This is a genomic window from Streptomyces yamdrokensis (assembly GCF_053890455.1).
In genome coordinates this window covers 356,094-374,733 of the sequence record NZ_CM132679.1, presented here as the reverse complement: position 1 = coordinate 374,733, position 18,640 = coordinate 356,094, and the positions used below count along the sequence as shown (strand labels likewise).

Sequence of the window (18,640 nt, the reverse complement as noted above, 5' to 3'; positions counted from 1 at the left end):
CGCCGGATGCGTACTCCCCGCTCGGCCTCGGGCTGGACCATGGCGGTCTTCGGAGCACTCGCCGCCGCTCTGGGGACCGTGGGTCTGATCGCGCCGGCCGCCCAACTGTCCCTGCTCGGCCTCGAGGCCCCGGGCGGGCGGGGGAGCGGCGACCTCACCCCGGCCTTCGTGACCGCGTCCTCCATGGCGGCACTCAACATGGGTGTGTACTACGTCCTGGCGGCGCTCGCCGACTGGCGGGCCTTCTTCCGGTGGACCGTGCCGTTCAGGCTGCTGACGTGCACGGTGTTCACGGTCGCCGTGATCAACGGGCGGGCGCCCGAGGCGTTCGTCGGTGTCGCCGTGTGGGAGGGCCTCGGGGCGGCCGCGACCGGTGCGGCGCTTTGGTACGAACGACGCGCCGGCACGCCGCGGGAGCGTCGGTGACCCCACCGCTACCGGGCCGGTGGTGGACAGCGGCGACGGGACGGGGACCGGAGCCGCGCGCCGCGTTCCTGGCCGCACCGGCACCGGCGGCTGGGACCGTGACGCCACGCCCTGGCCGGCGCCCTGCACCACGATCGCCCGGCGGCCGAGCCGTCCGAGTGGGGTGCTGTCGCCGCGCGCCGGCCACGCCGTGGGCAGTCACCGCCTCACCGCGGACGACTGCGTGGTCCGCGGCCACGACATCGCGCTCGACACCGCCGGTCTCTGCACAACGGGGCCGGGACCGCTCTGATCCGCGACCCCTGCCGCGCGCCCCGCGTGATCCGTGCGCGGGGAGCGATTCAGCAAGATGACAACACGAGGATAGGTTTTTTGCCTTTCTTTTGCCCTCGGGGAACATGGCCGTGATGGCGTCCGTTGACCAGGCGGACCGCACCATCCGGGCCTGACGACCGGTACCGGAAAAGACAGCAACAGAAGCCGAGGTGGCACCAGTGGCGATGTGGGACCGGGTCAAGGAACAGGCCAAGACGCTCCAGCAGTCCCAGGGCGCGAGGTCGGGAGGAGGGCAGCACGGGAATCCCGGACCGGGACAGGCCGGCGGCCATTCCCGGGGCTCGTCCTCCGGCGGCTCCAAGGCCCAGCTGATGGGGCTGCTGAAGTCCCAGCTCGCGTCGGCGAAGACGGAACTCAGGAGCGGCGCCTACCGGGACGCGAGCATGGCGATGTGCGCGCTGGTCGCGGCCGCCGACGGGCACGTCGAGCCGGCGGAGCGGCAGCGAGTGGAGGAGCTGATCGTCTCCAACGAGGTCCTGCAGAACTTCCCGCCGGACCAGCTCCGCAAGCGGTTCAACGAGCACGTGGACCAGCTCGTGGCCAACTTCGAACTGGGTAAGGCCAGGGCTCTGCAGGACATCGCGAAGGCGTCGAAGAAGCCGGTCGAGGCACGCGCGGTCATCCAGACGGGCATGGTCATCGCCGGTGCCGACGGCGCCTTCGAGGCGACCGAGCAGTACGCCATCCGCGAGGCCTGCGCGGCCCTGGGCGTCTCGCCCGCGGAGTTCGGAGTCTGAGGACCCCTCAGGCCTCTCGGGCCCCCACACCGATCCTGCCGCGGGCCCCGGAGCGGGCAAGCGGCAGGATCGGCGGTGAAAGCGGCCTCCTTCAGTTCCTGGCGGCCACCCCACCGATGGAAGCGGCATCGAGGGTATGGCCGAGCAGGTGCAGTGGGGCGGCCGACACTCCGGCCCGTTCCACCGCGTCCCAGTAGGCCAGAGCCACCTCGGAGTCCACCAGGCCGTGCACCAGCGGCAGTTCGTGACCGGCGGTGTGCAGCAGGGACTCGGACCGGCAGGAGGCCAGGGTGTCCTCGATCCAGGGCTGCGCGAGATAGCCGGCCGCCGCCGCCTCCGGCAGGTCCCCGGCGACCTCCCGGTCGGTGGAGCCGACGTGCAGCAGCCCGCCGCCCAACACCAGTATGTCCTTCCGCTCCCGCATGCGGGCGAGGGCCCGCCCGGTGTCGAAGCAGTGCGGGAAGGAGTCGTCGACCACGACGGCCCCGGGACGGAGCCGGTCGATGTCGAGCACGGCGGCGGCGCCGCTCACCGCCGTCACCAGAAGGTCCGCACCGTGGACCGCGTCCGGCAGCACCCGCTCCGACTCCACGACCTCGAACCCGGCCGCACCGATCAGCCCCCGCTTGTGCAACCGTCGTCCCAGGGCGGTCAGCCGCGGCCCGCTGCCCCGCACATCGCACAGGAACAGCCGCCGGGGAGGCCGGGCGGCCAGGGACAGCAGCAGCTCCAGTGAGGAGGCACCGATCGAGCCCAGACCGGCGAACGCCACGTCGAGGTCCGAGAGGTCCCGTCCGGTGGCCTCCAGCGCCGCGTGCACCGTTTTCACCACGGACACGACCGTCGCCGCGTGGCCCGTCGTCACGGCCGCCGGATGACGCCCAATCCGCAGCACGTCGAAGCCGTATCCGGTGAGCGACGGAATCATCCCCGCCAGGGACACGCATCGCGCACCCCTGGAAGCGGCGAGTGACACCGCGCGGGCGGTGTACTCCACCAGCCCGGTGTCCGCCGCGAGTTCGTCGGCGAAGAGCGGGAGGGAGAAGAAGCCCGACCGGCCCAGAGGCGTCTCCACCGTCTCCACCAAGCGTGGGACGCCTTCGGGGAACAGCAGAGCGCGCACCTCGGCCCGGGGCAGCGCCGACGCGGGCAGACCCGCCAGGCGTGCAAGATGCTCCGGCGCGGGCAAGTAGCCGATCAGGGCGGCGTCCATCGTGTCCCGCGGTCCGTGGCCACTCGGCGCGGGCCGGTGCGCCACGGGACGGCCTGTTTCGGGACGGCCCGTCCTCGGACGGATCGACACGCCGCTGTCACCCGTCGCGGCCCGTTCGAGACGCCGGCGCAGCGCGTCGGTGAAACGGCCGAGTGCGCCGGGAGCGAACGCCGCGGTCGCGCCCCGCACCGTCACCCGCAGCTCGTCCCCGTCGGGCCGCACCGCCATGAACACGTCTGTCGCGGAGGACGGCGGCAGGAACGTACTGTCCCCCGCCTCCCACGACCACCGCGGAGCGCCGGCGTCGCCCGCGGGAGCCAGCGCGGAGAAGTCGAGGAAGGTGAAGAAGAACTGGGAGGTCAGGGGAAGCCCGTCGGCACGCCGTGGGACCACGTCCTCGTGGGCGCGTGCCTCCTCCGCCTCGGTGGCTGTGCGACGCAGGGCGCGGTCGAAGTCCCACCCGCCGGCGGTGTGGGAGGTGTTGTCGTCGGCCGGACCGGGCGGGGCGGGCCGAACGGGGACGGCCGAGGCGAACGGGCCGAAGATCCGGTGTGCGTCGGGCAGCGCGTTGTCCCGGCCGCTCACCGCCAGTCCCACGATCAGATCGGGCCGGCGGGTCAGTGCCACGAGTTCCTGGTAGTAGGCGGTCAGCAGGGGCGCGTACAGGGTGGTTCGCGCGTGGGACGCGAGCGCACGCAACGTCTTTGTCAGGGGGGCGCCGAGCGTGAACTCCGAGGAGTCGAACCGGGCATCGCGCCGGGCGGCCCCGGCACGGGTGGTGACGCCGCTGCCACCGGCCACCGCCGTGGTGCGCAGCACCGGCGGCCGGTACGGGGCGCACACCCGGGCCCGGCGTTTTGCCGCCGGTCCGGAGCCGCCGGTCCCGTGGCCGGTCTCCGCCGACCGCCGGACGTGGTCACGGAAGTCACTGCGCAGCAGCGGGAGACGGGGTGCGGTGCTGCCGCCGCCGTCTGCCAACCGGTCGTACACCTCGTTCAGCTCCTGCATGAGCAATGCCGCGCTGTACCCGTCGCCGATGACGTGATGGGCGTGCACCAGCAGGGTGTGCTCCTCTGGAGCGAGACTGAGCACCTGAAGACGCACCAGCGGCCAGGCCCAGGTCTCGAGGCGCCGTTCCGCCTCGGCCGCGGCCCGTTCGTCCACCTCGGCGGTGGACGTGACCGTCCCGAAGACGACCGGCAGGCGCAGGGACGGCGGCAGTTCCTGCTGGACGGGAGGGCGGGCCCCGGCGGGGAAGACGGTGCGGAGCATGCCGTGCCGCTCCACCAGAATGTCGACCGCCGCCTGGAAGACCTCGGGGTCCAGCGGTCCGGACAGCCGAATCCGGGCCAGCCAGGCCCCGGCATCCGGCGCGAGAGCCTCCGCGAGCAGGAACCCGCGCTGGCCGGAGGTGACGGGGAACGGAGTTGTCCGTTCGTCGCCGGCCGGAAGGGACCGTACGGCCGGGGACGCGGAGACGGAAGCCGGGGCTGCGGTGGTGGTGGCGGAGTGCGGTTTCGCCGCGGCGGCGTCGATGGCCGCGGACAGTGCCGCAAGGGTGCGATGACGGTAGATCACCGTCGGCCGGGGCAGCGGCAACCCGTGGTCCGCGAGCCGGGCGAACACCCGGAGGACGAGCAGCGAGTCACCACCCAGGTCGAAGAAGTCGTCCTCCCGGAAAACCGATCCGGCTTCCACCTGGAGGAGGTCCGACCAGACGGCCGCCACGCGTCGTTCGGTCGCAGTGGCCGGGGAGGACGTCTCCACGGCGTCCGGTGCCGCCGGACCGGACCGGGAGGACGAGTCCACCAGCGCCAGGCGGTCGACCTTGCCGGTGCCCGTGAGGGGCAGCGCGTCGACGCAGGTGATCCGGGCCGGGATCATGTACGACGGCAGAACACCGGCCAGGTGGCGGCGCACCTCCCGGGTGTCCGGCCGGCCGGCCGAGGACCGGAGGGTGACGAAGGCGAGCAACTGCCCCTCGTGCGCCGTCACCACCGCCCGTGCGATCCCGGGATACTCCTGGAGCGTCGCCTCGACCTCTCCCGGCTCCACCCGGTTCCCGCGGATCTTCACCTGGTCGTCGACCCGGCCGAGGAACTCCACGGTGCCGTCGGCCGACCGGCGGACCCGGTCCCCGCTGCGGTACCAGCGCCGCCCCGCCCGCACGGTGAACGCCCGTGCCGTCAGCTCCGGTTCGCCCAGGTAACCGGGGGTCAGGCCGACGCCCGCGATGAGCAGCTCCCCCGGTTCGTCCGGCTCGCAGGCGGTCCCGTCGGCGCGGACCACCTCCAGGTCCGTACCGGCCACGGGACGTCCGACCGGCACCTGCCGCACCTCGTCGCCGGGGCGGGCGTCGAGGATCTGGCAGGTGGCGTTGACGGTCGTCTCGGTGGGTCCGTACAGGTTGGCGATCCGCGCGCTGTTCCCGAACAGGTCGAACCAGCGGCGCACATGGTCCACGGGCAGTGCCTCACCGCCTACGTGCACCCACCGCAGTGCCGTCAGACCGGGAACGCCCGCCCCGCTCCGAGCCCTTTCCTCGGCGGCCGACAGCAACTGCTCCCAGAGCGTCGGCACCGAGCTCCACACACTGACCCGTGCCCGCTCCATCCGCGTGAGCAGCAGCCCGGGATCCCGCAGCAGGCCACGTGGCACGGTGACGACGGTGCCGCCGGCCAGGAGCGGTGCGAGCAACTGGCGTACCGAGGCGTCGAAGCAGGGCGACGCGGTCTGCGCGAGGCGGTCATCGGGACCGTAGCCGAAGGTGGCGACGGCCCAGTCGAGATAGTTCTCCATCGCCCGGTGAGTGATCGGCACCGCCTTCGGGCGCCCCGTGGAACCGGAGGTGAAGATGACGTACGCGATCCCCTCGGCGTCGGACGGCGAGGCGAGGGCGACCGCCGTCGCCGGTGCGGTCACGTCGGGATCGGCTCCCGCGGCCGTGTCCGGCAGGCCGTGGTCGGTGACGGGCACCGCCCGTACGGCCGTCAGAACGTCAACGGTGCGCCGGGTACGGGCGTGGCACACCACGGTGGTCGCGCCGGTGCGTGCCAACTGGTCGGCCAGCCGCGCGGTGGGGTGCTCCGGGTCGAGCGGGACCCAGCCGGCCCCGGCGCGCAGGATGCCCACGACACCGACGACGGTGTCGGCGCCCGGCTCGGTGAGCAGCCCCACCAGATCACCGGGGCGTACGCCCCGGGCGTACAAGCGCGCGGCGAGCCGAGCGGAGGCATGGTCGAGCGCCCCGTACGTGAGCGAGGCATCCGCCGCGTCCACGGCGTCCACGGCGTCCACGGCGATCGCGCCGGGTGCCGTCCGGAACCGGTCGAGCAGCCGCGCGACCAGCGGGACGCTTCCGTCGTCCCGCACGGACGGGGACGGCACGACGAGGGCGGGACCGGTGTCCGGCGACGGCGACGACGGCGGTGTGCACAGCCCGGCCAGTTCGGCGCGGAACTCCCGGTCCAGACGCGCCATGGTGGCCCGCCGGAACAACGGTTCCGGATAGTTCCACGACATCCGCAGCTGCGGACCGTCCGCCCAGCACAGCAGACTCAGCCGGGTCGTCGCCGACCCGGTGCCGGCGGCGGTGGCCCGTACCTCCACCGGACAGTCGGCGGCCGGCTCCGCGGGGAAGCGGGCGAAGCTGAAGCCCGCCGGACTCACTGTGCGGCTGCCGAAACCGGCACCAGCTCCAGTGCCGGCACCGGAATGGGTGCCGGGGAGCAGCGCGGCCAGGTCCGGACTGCTCAGCCCGGCGTGCCGCTCGTCGCGCAGCCATATATCGCGCAGCCGTTCCGCCAGGGCAGGAACCGATTCGCCGTCCGCCGTCCCACAGAGCAGGGGAAGGGCGTCGGCGAGTGGGCCGACCAGCCGTTCCACGCCTTCGAAGCGGTCCTCGCGACGCGCCCTGGCCACGTTGACCGCCACGTCCGGGCGCCCCGACCACCGTGCCAGACAGCGCACATACGTGGCGAGCAACAGGTGGAACAGGGAGACACCGTGCGCGGCGGCCAGCTGTTCCAGGCCGGTGGTGAGATCGGCGCCGAGCTCGCCGTAGTACTGCGTGATCGGGCCTGACGGGCCCGAGAGGTCGGGCGCGAGCGCGTCGGGGTCGCCGTCGTACGGCAGCCGGAGCGGTTCGCCGCGCGTGGCGAGCCGCTCGGCCCAGTAGCGCCGGTCGGCGTGCCGCCCGGCGGAGCCGGAGGGCGGCAGACTCGCCGCGTACCGTGCGAAGTCCGGCGCGGGAAGCGCATGGTGCGGACGCCGTCCGTGGTACAGATCGGTGTACGTGCTCCACAGCTCCTCGGCGAGAATGTTCAGGCTGTAGCCGTCCGCCGCCGCGTGGTGCGTCACCAGCACCAGATGGGCGAGACCCGGAGCCTGGCGGAGCAGCACGGCCCGGACCGGAGGCAGAGCCGCCAGGTCGAACGGCCGGTTGCAGAGGGCCGTCTCGGCGTCGGCCACCTCGTCGGCGGCGCAGTCGCGCACCTCGAACCAGTCCCGCAGCGGCACCGGAGGCACCACGCGCTGCGCGGGCAGCCCGTCCGGGGCGTCCACCCGCAGCCGGAGCATGCCGTGCCGTTCGGCCAGCGCCGACAGCGCCCGGCCCAGCAGCCCGGCATCGAGCGGGCCCCGGACGGTCAGTCGCAGATGCCCCCGTGCCGGGACGTCCGGACGCAGCCGGCTGCTGGTGTACAGCGCCAGTTGTACAGGGGTCAGGGGGAAGGCCCGTCCGTCCCCGGGCCCGGCCCCGCTCCCCTCCCCGGGCTCATGCCCCGGCACGTCTTCGAGTCTGCTCCCCGCACCCGCTCCCTGGTCCAGGTGGGCGGAGAGTTCACGTACCGTCCGGTGTTCGAAGAAGAGCGTGGTGGGCAGCTGCCGCCCCAGTTCCCGCTCCAGTCGCTTGACGAGGTCGACGGCGCCCAGCGAGTCCAGCCCGAGCCGCAGGAACGGCGTGTCGTCGTCGACGTCCGACGCCGGGACGCCGAGTGACCGGGCCAGCAGTTCCCGCAGGACGACAGCGGTGGCGGACGTCACCACGGGCCGGTGGTGGTGCCGGTCGGCGTCAGGAGGAACGGCGGCGGCGTCCTCGACGTACGTGGTCCGCACCGGACGCGCCGGAGTGATGACCGGCTGCGCTTCGGAGGCCAGGTCGGCGACCACCAGCTGCGTCGCGCCGGTGACGCACGCCGTTCGCAGCGCGGCCAGCGCGGGCGCGGTCGCCAGCGGTCGCCCCCCGCCGCCCGCTCCGGCACCCGCGGTGGCCGCGAGACCCGTCTCGGCGAACGGACCCAGGTTCACCGACAGCCAGGGACGGCCCGCCAGACGCTCGGCTCCGGCGAAGGAGTCGAGGAAGGCGTTTGCCGCGGCGTAGGCGCCCAGCGCACCCGCCAGGCCGTGCAGCACCGACGACACCGAGGAGAACGCGACACACACCCCGGGGCGCTGCCCGTGACGGCGCAGCGCCCCGGCCAGCAGGACCGTTCCGAGGGTCTTCGCCCCCAGCGCCCCCATGGTCTCCGGCACGTCCGTCCCACGCAGACTGCCGGGCCGTGCGACACCCGCCGCATGGAACACGGCGTCCAGCGAGGGAAGTCCGCGGACGAGCCGCTCCACGTCGGCGGGCACCGTGAGGTCGGCCGCGACGTAGCGTGCCTCGGCACCGAGACCGGCGAGCTCCTTCAGCAGGCCCGCGGGCGGGTGCGGGGAACGTCCCGCCAGCACCAGAACAGGCCGGCCCTGGCCCGCCAGGTCCCGGGCCAGCGCGGACCCGATGCCGCCTGCGCCGCCCGTGATCAGAAACGTGCCGTCGGCCGGCAGCCGCTCCTGGTCGTACGGCCTGCCCGGTTCTCCCACCGCGCCCTGCTCTTCCCCCGCTCCCGGCACGACGGAACGCACGAGACGCTGTCCGGTCCGCCGGGCGATCGCTCCCGTCGTCTGCGGCGCCGTCAACTCGGCGGCCAGGAAACGCAGCCACCCCTCGTCGTGGGGGGTGCCGTGAACGTCGTGGGAGGCGAGGTCGACCCAGTTCGCGACCACACCGGCCGACTCCTCCGGTACGGCCAGGGCCAGACCACCCAGGACCGCCTGCACGGGCGCCGGCTGCTCCACACCGTGACCCGTGACGTGCGCGTCCTCGGTCACGACCAGCAGACGGCGGGCTCCGGTCCGGTCCAGCAGCGCGAGGGCGCCCCGGAACGCCCCGACCGCCTGCCGCAGCTCCTCGTCGAGGCCGTCCGTCGGGCCCTCAGGGTCCGCCGCGCCCATCCGGGCCGTCGCGTCCCGGCGGACCGGTCCGCCGAGAAGGACCACGGCCTGCGGACGGACGTCGACGTGGCCGGCCGTGACCGCCCGTACGCCGAGGCCCGCGAACCCGTCCACCAGCCGGCGTACCGCCGAGGCGTCCGCTCCGGTCACCAGCACCGGACCGCGGGGACCGGTTCCGGGAAGGCCGGTGCGGGGGAGACCGTCGCCGGGGAGGGGCGCGGGGCGCCACTCGACTCGGTGCAGCAGCCCGCGCGGATCGGGCTCGGGCCGGTACCTGCGCCGCTGGTACGGGTACGGCGGCAGCGGCACCCTGCGATGCCCCGCGTCGAGCGCGGTACGGTCGAGGGGCACCCCGCGCACCCACAGCCGTGCCACCGTCTCCATCAGCTCCCCGGCCCCGCCCGGCGCTTCTCCGCCGTCGGACGCCGCCACGGGGGCGGGCACCACAAGGGCCTCCCGCGCCGGGCCGCGCACCGCGCCGTCCGCCGTGGTGTTCGTGCCGTCGGCCCGGTGCCGGGCGGCCACCGCGCGGATCGGACCCGCGAGGTTCCCATTCGCGCCGAGTTCCACGAACGTGTCGTAGCCCTCGTCCAGCAGCCGCTCCAGGGCCCGGCCGAACAGCACCGGTCGCAGGGCGTGTTCCCGCAGATGCTCCGGATCCATCCACGGCTGCCACTCGGCGGTCAGTGTGCTCATCACCGCGAGCGTGGGTGCTGACACCGTCAGCCTGCGCGCCGCGTCGCCCAGGGCGTGCGCGACCGGCTTCATCAGCGGCGAGTGGAAGGCGCGCGGCACCCGCAGCGGACGGGCCGTCGCGCCGCGCGCGGTGAGCCGCTCCGACGCCCGCCGGACCGCGTCCGGGGAGCCGGACAGCACCAGTCGGCCGGGACCGTTGTACGCCGCCACCGCCAGGTCGTCCGGGGACGCGGCCACCAGCGCCTCCACCTCCCGTTCCCCGGCGCCCCGGACCGCCGTCATGGCGCCCGGCGCGGTCGATCCGCCCATGAGACGGCCACGTTCCGCCGCGAACAGCAGCGTGTCGGACAACGACAGCATGCCGCCGACGCAGGCAGCCGTCAGTTCACCGACGCTGTGTCCGACCAGCGCGTCGGGCCGCACCCCCCAGGCCGTCAACTGCCGGGCGAGCGCGACACCGTGCGCCACCAGCAGGGGCTGCGCCACCTCGGTGGCGGCGAGAGCGTCGCCGTCCACGTCGCCGTCCACGCACCAGGCCGTCAGCTCCCGCCCGTGCAGCGCTCCCACCAGCGCCGACGCCTCGTCCAGCGTCGCGCGGTACACGGGTGCCGTGGTGTACAACCCCCTTCCCTGCCCCGGTCGCAGCCCGCCCTGGCCGGGGAACACGTAGACGGTCCGCGGCCGCCGTGCCACCGTCCCGGCGGCCACACCCGGCACGGGCGAGCCGTCGGCGGCGCGCACCGAGGCGAGCCGATCGCGCAGGTCGCCGGTGGCCACGACGGCGAGACGGTGCGGTCGTTCGTCGCGAGCGGCGCCCGCCGTCAGACAGACGTCACCCTCCTCGATCCCGGGGCGGCCGGCCAGGTGGTCCGAGACGCGCGCCGTCCACGCGTCGAGCCCGGCCGCGCTGCCCGCCGAGAGGGTGAGCAGGTTCGGGCCGCGGCTGTCCCGGAGCGCCCCGCGGTCGTTCCCGCGCGGCGGCGCCTGCTCCAGGACCGCGTGCGCGTTGGTGCCGCCGAAGCCGAAGGCGTTGATCCCCGCCCTGCGCGGCCCGGACGACTCCCAGGCCGTCACCTCCGTCACCAGGGCGAACCCGGACCGCTCGACGGCGGGGGAGACCGGTGTGTGATGCAGCGAGGCCGGAAGCCGCCCGTGACCGAGGGCCAGGACCACCTTCACGAGCGAGGGCAGTGCCGCCGCGTTCAGCAGGTGCCCGATGTTGGTCTTCACCGAGCCGAGCAGCCGGGGCCGGCCATCCGGGCGGGCCGGGAACGCATGGGCGAGGGACCGCAGTTCGATCGGATCGCCGACGGCCGTACCCGTGCCGTGGGCCTCGACGTACGAGACCGACGCGGGGTCGACCCCGCACTGCTCGTAGGCACGGCCGATCACCTCGCGCTGGCGCAGCGGGTTGGGTGCCATCAGGCTCAGCGACGTGCCGTCGTTGTTGACGGCGGTGCCGCGGACGACGGCCAGGACCTCGTCACCGTCCCGCCGGGCCCCGTCGAGCCGTCGCAGGACGAGAACCGCGCCGCCCTCGCCGGGCACGAACCCGTCGGCCGACGCGCTGAAGGCACGGCTGCGCCCGGTCGGCGAAAGGGCCTTGGCCGCCTCCAGGGCCTGGTGGGCCGACGCGGTGAGATGCAGGTTGACCCCGCCGACGACCGCGATGTCGCACTCGCCGTCCGCGAGACTGCGCCGGGCCAGATGCAGCGCCACCAGGCCCGAGGAACACGCGGTGTCCACGGCGAGCGCCGGGCCGTCCAGATCGAGGCAGTGGGCCAGGCGCGCGGCGACCAGGTTGGGAAGGTTGCCGGTCAGGGCCGTCGCGGTCGGCGGTGTGCCGGCGGTGTTCGCGTCGGCCAGGAGCTGCCGGTAGCCGCTGTCACCGACGGCGGCGAAGACGCCGGCCCGCAGGGCCCGGCGACGGGGCCCGGCGTACCCGGCGCGTTCCAGCGCCTCGTGGGCGAGCTCGAGGAAGATGCGCGCCTGCGGGTCCAGCGCGCGCGCCTCCTCGTCGCCGATACCGAAGTGACCGGCGTCGAAGGCGGTGGGGTCGTCCAGGAAGGCTCCCCGGCGTCCTGCCGCCCCGGGCCCTTCGGAGCCGTCCGTGGCCCGGCCCTTCGTGGTCCAGCGGTCCGGGGGCACCGCGGACACGACATCGCGGCCGGCGGTGAGCAGGTCCCAGAACTCCTCCGGCGTGTCGGCCTTCGGGAACCGGCAGGCCAGGCCCACCACGGCGGTCGCGGACGCCCCGCCCGCGGCGGACGCGCCCTCCTGCCCGCCCGTGCCCGTGTCGTCGATCGAGGTGCCGCCCGCCCCGGCGTGGTCCGCCTCGACGACGTCCATGAGGTGGTCGGTGAGCGCGGCGACCGTGTCGTTGCGCATCACCGCCGGACCCAGCGGGACACCGAGGGAACGTTCCAGCGCGGCGAGCGCCTCCATGGCCCGGAGCGAGGTGCCGCCGAGTTCGGCGAACCGTTCCCGGTCCCCGAACGATGCTCCGGGCATCCCCAGGACCGCGGCCCACACATCCCGCACCACGCGCCGCACGTCCCCACGCGAACGTGGCACCGCGCCCCGGCCCCCGGATGCCGACGGCCGCCGGGGCCGTTCTCCCGGACCGCCCACCACCGAACCCGGCTCCGCCACTGCCCCGGAGCCGGCCACCAGCCCGGAACGGGCCGACGGCCGGTACCCGTCCGCCTCGAACCGGGACCGCATCCGCTGCCGCTGGACCTTGCCGCTCGTCGTCCGGGGGAACGCGGACGGCGGCAGCGCGAACACCCGCACGTCGTCGTGGCCCAGCGCCGCACGGACCCGTCGGGCCACCCGGTCCAGCACCCCGGACGCGGTGTGCGGCGGTCGCGCCCAGGCGACGAACACCACCACCCGCTCCCCACCGGTCACCGGATCGGTCGACCCGACCACCACCGTCGTCCCGGTCGGCACCCCCGCCGTCCCGGACGCCACCTCCTCCAGGTCCGGGGCGTGGAACGTACGGCCGTTGACGAACAGGACGTCCTTGAACCGGCCGCTGACACACAGCCGGCCGTCCCGGAGGAAGCCCAGGTCGCCGGTGCGCAGCCAGCCGCCGGCGAAGGACCGCGCCGTCGCGTCCGGCAGGCCGTGGTAACCGCGGGCGATCTGCGGACCGCTCACCTCGATGTGCCCCACCCGCCGGTCACCCAGGGGCCGGCCCGCGTCGTCGGTGATCCGCACCGAGCAGCCCGCAACCGGCACCCCGACATCCATCAGCTCCACCGGCCCGGTGGGGTCGCCACCGGGTTCCCACTCCACCACGCGGCCCCGGCCGAGCGCGGACCGCTCCACGGCCACCGGCACGGCCACCTCGCCCAGCGGCGGGAACGCCACGGCAAGCGTCGCCTCGGCCAGACCGTACACGGGCGTCGCCGCCCGCGGATCCAGCCCCGCCGCCCGGGTCCTGGCGGCGAAGTCCCGCCACACCGTCGCCGATATGGGTTCGGCTCCCACGAGGATCAGCCGCACCGCGCTCAGGTCCAGCCCGGCGAACACCTCCTCGGGAACCCGGCGAAGGGTCAGCGCCAGCGCGAAGTTGGCGGCCGAGAGAACGGTGGCCCGATGCGCGGCGGCCACGTCGAACCACAGCCGGGGATTCTTCGCGAACGACAGGGGACCGATCTTCACCTGCTTGGCCCGCGCGGCCAGCGGCGCCAGATGCGTGCCGATGAGCCCCATGTCGTGGAAGTAGGGCATCCAGCTGACCACCACGTCGTGCTCCGTGAGGGCGGAGGCCTCCGTCAGCTGCCGCAGGTTCGCCAGCACGGCCGCGTGGGTCAGTTCCACGCCCCTGGGTGCCCCGGTGCTGCCGGACGAGAACTGCAGGAAGGCCAGTCCGTCCGGATCCGGCGCGGCGGGGGAGTCCAGGGCCGGACCCTCCCGCAGTACCTCCGTCCGCAGGACCCGGGCACCGTCGGGGAGTTCGGCGGCCACCGGCGCACAGGCCGCGTCCACCACGACCGGGGGACGGCCGAGGTGCTCCCACACCGGCAGGACCCGCCGTACGTCCGGCGCCAGCGGCACGGGCACCAGACCGGCCGCGAGCGCGCCCCAGAACATGGGCTGGAAATCGACGCTGTGCTCCGCGAGCACCGGAACGCAGGTGCCCGGCGCGACGCCCGCGGCACGCAGGCCGCCCGCGACGCGCAGGGACTCGGCCACGAGCTCCCGGAAGCTGACGGCGGTCTCGCCGCCGTCCCCCCGGACATGGACGATCAGCTGGCCGGGGGACTGGCGGGCGGCGTCCAGCAGGACGTCCAGCAGGGTCGCGGTGTTCATGGGTCCGTTCGTCGTTCGTTCGTGGTGTGCCCGAAGCCGGGGACGTGCGGCGGCGCGGAGGCAAGCGGTACAGCAGAGGCAAGCGATACATGGGACTCGCCGGAACCGGGACAGGTTGCTTCCGCGTATTGATCACCGGCGGCCCCGTTGTCAGTGGCCTCGCCTACGGTTCGGTCAGTGGGGCCTGCCGGAACGGCCGGGGGTCCGCTCAGGGGAGGGTTCTGTCATGTCTGGCGGGTCGGTGTCGACGACGTATCTGGAGCTGTCGCAGGATGACGGAGCCGCGCACAAGTTCTACGAGGTGACCGTCGACGGCCTGGTGGTGACCGTTCGCTACGGACGGATCGGTGCCGCGGGACAGACCCAGATCACCACCTTCCCCTCGGCGGACAAGGCGCGGGCCGCCGCCGCGAAGAAGGTCGGGGAGAAGGTCCGCAAGGGTTACGCCCCCGCCGTTCCCGGGCAGCGCGCGCCGCGTGCGGTGACCCGGCGTCAGGTGGCGTCCGCTCCCTCCACCGCGCGCGCCGTGGCTCCCGTGCTGTGGCGGTTCGGCACCGGCTCCGCGGCGTTCGGCATCCATGTCGACGACGAGCACTGCTGGGTCGGAAACCAGGCGGGCGACGTCTACACCCTGGGCCACGACGGCCAGGTGCTGGCCCGCTTCAACCTGCCGGACGGCGTGAAGTGTCTGGTGGCCGACGACTTCTGGATCTACGCGGGCTGTGACGACGGCAAGGTCTACGACCTGTCCTCCAAGCTGCCGTTCGCGGCGTACGACATCGCCGCGGACGTCGACATCTTCTGGCTGGACATCCACGAGGGCGTGCTGGACGTCTCGGACCGCGACGGCAAGCTCACCGTCATCGACCACGAGGACGAGCACCAGTGGTCCCGCCGCAGCCGGGGCGACCACGCCTGGATGGTGCGCGCCGACGACCGGGCCGTCTACCACGGTCACCACAGCGGCGTCACCGCCTACGCGCCCGACGGCGGCGGCGAGTTGTGGCACACGTCCACCCGCGGCGGCGTGCTGTTCGGCTGGCAGGAGGACGACACCGTGTACGCGGGCACGGCGCACCGCGTGGTGCAGCGGCTGTCGAAGGCGAGCGGGGCCATCGAGGCCACCTACGCCTGCGACAGCGCCGTGTACTCGTGCGCCACCTCGCCCGGCGGCCGGTTCGTGTTCGCCGGTGACGCGGCGTCGTCCGTCTACTGCTTCGACCAGGACGGCACCCGGCTGTGGAAGCTCGGCACGGGTGGCGGCTCGGCCCTGTCGATGCAGTACCGGGGCGAGCGGCTGTACCTGGTCACCACCGACGGTTCGCTGGTCTGTGTCGACGCGAGCGAGGCGGCCGTCGCCGCTGCCCAGCAGGGTACGGTGCCGGTCGCGCGGGACGTCAAGCTCGCCGAGGCACTGCCGACCTACGTGCCGGCCACGACTGCGAGCGCGGTGACCTCGGTGGCCCAGGCCCCGACCGGGGCGATCGTCGTCCAGTGTGTTCAGGACTCCGGCCGCCTGCGCGTGCACGTGGTGTCCGAGGGGTACGACTCGTCGTGGAACGTGCAGTTCCCGCGCGCGATACGGGAGCCCGGAGCCCGCTATGTCGTGGATGCCCTGCACCCGGCGGCCGGTGGCTTCTACCGGGTCCGCGGTGACATCCGCCGACTGCTCTGACGCGCCGGGTTCCCTCGCGGGCGAGGTCCCCGGAGAAGTCCCCGGGGACCGGACACCGGTCCCGGGGCGTACGACGAGGCTCACACGGGATCCGTGTGAGCCCTGTACGCGCCCCCTCGCCCGTGCGGAGAATGCAGTGTCCATGATCATGCAGCGGAATGGCCGGTTCCGTCGGCCGAAGCCCAGGAAAGCAGGTCGACCGCCGTGCACTTGCGTCTGCCCACCTCCCTGACCGAAGCACAGAACTGCGTGTCCGAGGGGGCGGTGCCCATCGGCGGAGCCACCCTCGTGTGGGCGCTCTGGCAGCGGGACGGCTTCCCCGAGCAGGCGATGTCCCTGCGCAGCCTGCCGGAGGCCAATGTGCTCGAGAGCGAGGCGCTGGGCGCCGCCGTTCTGCTGCACCGGATCGACGACCGGGTGCCGGAGGTCCTGCGCGGCGCGGCCTCCACCGTGGGCACCGGAGCGGTACGCCGGACGGCGACGGTCGGCGGCAACATCGTGGGCAGCACCCTGCGATGCCTGCTGCCGGCGGCGCTCGTCCTGGACACACGCGCCACCGTGCTGGACCGGGACGGAGCCTTCGAGACCGATCTGGCCGAGGTGGTGGCCAAGCGCCACCTGCTCCTCAGCCTGCGCTGGCGCACCCCGATAACCAGCGGATATCACAAGGCACCCGCCGAAGCGGGCGGATCGCCGCCCCTCGTCGTCGCCGCCGCCGTGCACGCAGAGGAGGACGGACGACGCAGGGTCCGCGTCGCGGTGCGTGACGGCTACGAGGTGATCGGCGGGAGCACGGACTGCGCGGCCGGTACGGACGGGACACTGCGGGCCCTGGACACCACGGACCTCGGTTCGCTCCCCCCGGAGACCGGCGACGTGATGCGCAGGGAGGTGTCCGGGGTCCTCGGCCGGGCCGCCGACGGCTGACCGGTGGTACGACTGCCGTTCGTGCGGGCCGGCCGTCGCGACGGCCCCGACCGGCGAAGGCGTCACCGCCCGGTACGGCTCAGCCGGCCGCCCGGGCGTGCCAGGTCGTGGCTCGACCGTAACGGTGCCGGGCGGGGCCGGCGAACGGGACGGGCACAGGACCGGCAGCTGCCCCGGCAGACCGACCGCGTCAGTCGACGGGCCAGGTGTGCACCGGGGCGTTGAGGTGCATGTAGTCGATGTACTGCTGCGTCATCCGGCGCAGGGCCTCATGGCGGCCGCAGTGGGCCGTGGCGTCGATGTGGTGGAACATCTCCTTCTGCCACACCGCTCCGTTGCGCCCGGTGACGCAGCGCTGCTCGATGATGCCGAGCAGCGGCTCCCGCCAGGCCTCGTCCATCCCCGAGAGTTCCAGCCCGCGGTGCGCCAGGGGCAGTAGACGCCGCAGCACCAGCTCGGGCACCGGCACCTCGCCCATCCCGGGCCAGTACAGCCGGGCCTCGATGCCGTGCCGCGCCGCCGTGTGCAGGTTCTCCTCGGCTGCCGAGAAGGACATCCGGGACCACACCGGCCGTTCCTCCTCCACCAGGGCGCGGGTGAGCCCGTAGTAGAAGGCGCCGTTGGCCAGGGTGTCGGCGACGGTGGGACCGGCCGGCAGCACCCGGTTCTCCACCCGGACGTGCGGCTTGTCGTGCGCGATGGCGTAGACCGGGCGGTTCCAGCGGTAGATGGTGCCGTTGTGCAGGGTCAGTTCGCCCAGTTCGGGGGTGTCGCCCCGGTCCAGCGTCTCGGCGGGGTCCTCTTCGTCGCACAGCGGGAGCAGCGCCGGGAAGTACCGCAGGTTCTCCTCGAAGAGGTCGAAGACGCTGTTGATCCACCGTTCCCCGAACCACACCCGGGGCCGTACCCCCTGTACCTTGATCTCCTGCGGGCGGGTGTCGGTGGCCTGCTCGAACAGCGGGACGCGGGTCTCGTGCCACAGTTCCTTGCCGAACAGGAACGGTGAGTTGGCGGCCAGGGCGATCTGGACCCCGGCGATCGACTGTGCCGCGTTCCAGTAGTCGGCGAACTGCTCCGGGAACACCTGGAGGTGGAACTGGGTGCTGGTGCAGGCGGCCTCGGGAGTGATCGTGTCCGCGTAGGTGCGCAGCCGGTCGACGCCGTCGACCTCGATGTGCAGGTCCTCGCCCCGGGCCGCGAAGATCTGGTCGTTGAGCAGCCGGTAGCGCGGGTTCTCCGACAGCGCCGACTCACCCACGTCCTCCTGCCGCAACGTCGGCAGGATCCCGGTCATGATCAGATGAGTGCCGACCGACTTCGCGCGGTCCTCGGCATGGTTCAGCGCGGCACGGATCTCCGACTCCCACGAGTCGGGGCCTCCCGCCGTCAGCCGGCGCGGCGGAACGTTGACCTCGAGGTTGAACCGGCCCAGTTCCGTGGACCAGGCGGGGTCCGCGATCACTTCGAGCGCGTCGCTGTTGCGCATCGCGGGCTCCCCCCGGTCGTCTACCAGGTTCAGCTCGATCTCCAGCCCGACCTGGGGCCGCTCGGCCTCGAAGCGCGCCTCCCGCAGCATCTGTGCGAACGTGTCGAGGCACTCCTGCATCTTGATCCGGTACCGGCGGCGGTCCTCGCGGGTGAACACCAGCGCCGGGACATCGCGTCCCATCGGATTCCCTCCCGGCCTCCCGTCCGCGGACACTTCTCCACCCCAGCGTCGCACCACCGGCCGACTCCGACCACGCGGGAGGGGATCCACCGCGGTGCCCGGAACCGCCCGCGTGCGGACGTGCCGACGAAGCGTGTCCGTCAGCCGGTGTACCCCGCCGCCATCGGCAGGTCCCTGCGGTGCCGACGGCGGCGGCTTTGCCCATACTCGGCCATCGAGAAGCTCGTCTCCCGCCTGAGGCCCGAGGTCGACCAGGAGCGCCCCGCACTGATCCGCGCCCGCCGGAGCTTCGGCTGCTGGCTCGGCCACCCCGCCCGTCGGAACGCCGCCCCCGCACGCTGACGTGTCCACGGCGCCCAAGTGGATTC

The 18,640-nt window shown here is 73.7% G+C and carries 7 protein-coding genes; 5 read left to right on the top strand and 2 right to left on the bottom strand.

Annotation, left to right across the window (positions count from 1 at the left end; translation table 11 throughout):
* Nucleotides 1-6 precede the first annotated feature (6 nt).
* Complete coding sequence (locus ACWZEH_RS01165) at nucleotides 7-426, top strand: hypothetical protein (RefSeq protein WP_456195076.1); 420 nt, start codon at nucleotides 7-9, stop codon at nucleotides 424-426.
* Between the two features lie 494 nt (nucleotides 427-920).
* Nucleotides 921-1,499 (top strand): tellurite resistance TerB family protein, encoded by a 579-nt coding sequence (locus tag ACWZEH_RS01160; protein ID WP_456199996.1) that lies wholly within the window; start codon nucleotides 921-923, stop codon nucleotides 1,497-1,499.
* A 91-nt stretch (nucleotides 1,500-1,590) separates the two neighbouring features.
* Here ACWZEH_RS01160 and ACWZEH_RS01155 read toward each other — a convergent pair whose 3' ends face one another.
* Nucleotides 1,591-14,001, bottom strand: coding sequence for an amino acid adenylation domain-containing protein (locus ACWZEH_RS01155; RefSeq protein WP_456195075.1), 12,411 nt, complete (start codon nucleotides 13,999-14,001; stop codon nucleotides 1,591-1,593).
* A 226-nt stretch (nucleotides 14,002-14,227) separates the two neighbouring features.
* Between ACWZEH_RS01155 and ACWZEH_RS01150 the strand changes: the two genes are divergently transcribed.
* A complete protein-coding gene (locus ACWZEH_RS01150; protein ID WP_456195074.1) occupies nucleotides 14,228-15,676 on the top strand; it encodes a WGR domain-containing protein in 1,449 nt (482 codons plus the stop codon).
* 204 nt (nucleotides 15,677-15,880) lie between these two features.
* Nucleotides 15,881-16,603, top strand: a complete 723-nt coding sequence (locus ACWZEH_RS01145) for an FAD binding domain-containing protein (RefSeq protein ID WP_456195073.1) — start codon at nucleotides 15,881-15,883, stop codon at nucleotides 16,601-16,603.
* 190 nt (nucleotides 16,604-16,793) lie between these two features.
* On the opposite strand, the gene ACWZEH_RS01140 is transcribed toward ACWZEH_RS01145, so the two are convergent.
* Nucleotides 16,794-18,272, bottom strand: a complete 1,479-nt coding sequence (locus tag ACWZEH_RS01140) for a glutamate-cysteine ligase family protein (protein ID WP_456195072.1) — start codon at nucleotides 18,270-18,272, stop codon at nucleotides 16,794-16,796.
* Nucleotides 18,273-18,392: 120 nt separating this feature from the next.
* On the opposite strand from ACWZEH_RS01140, the gene ACWZEH_RS01135 reads away from it, so the two are divergent.
* Nucleotides 18,393-18,614 carry a hypothetical protein gene (locus ACWZEH_RS01135; protein WP_456195071.1) on the top strand — a complete coding sequence of 74 codons (222 nt, stop codon included), beginning with the start codon at nucleotides 18,393-18,395 and terminating at the stop codon, nucleotides 18,612-18,614.
* The last annotated feature ends 26 nt before the right edge of the window (nucleotides 18,615-18,640 follow it).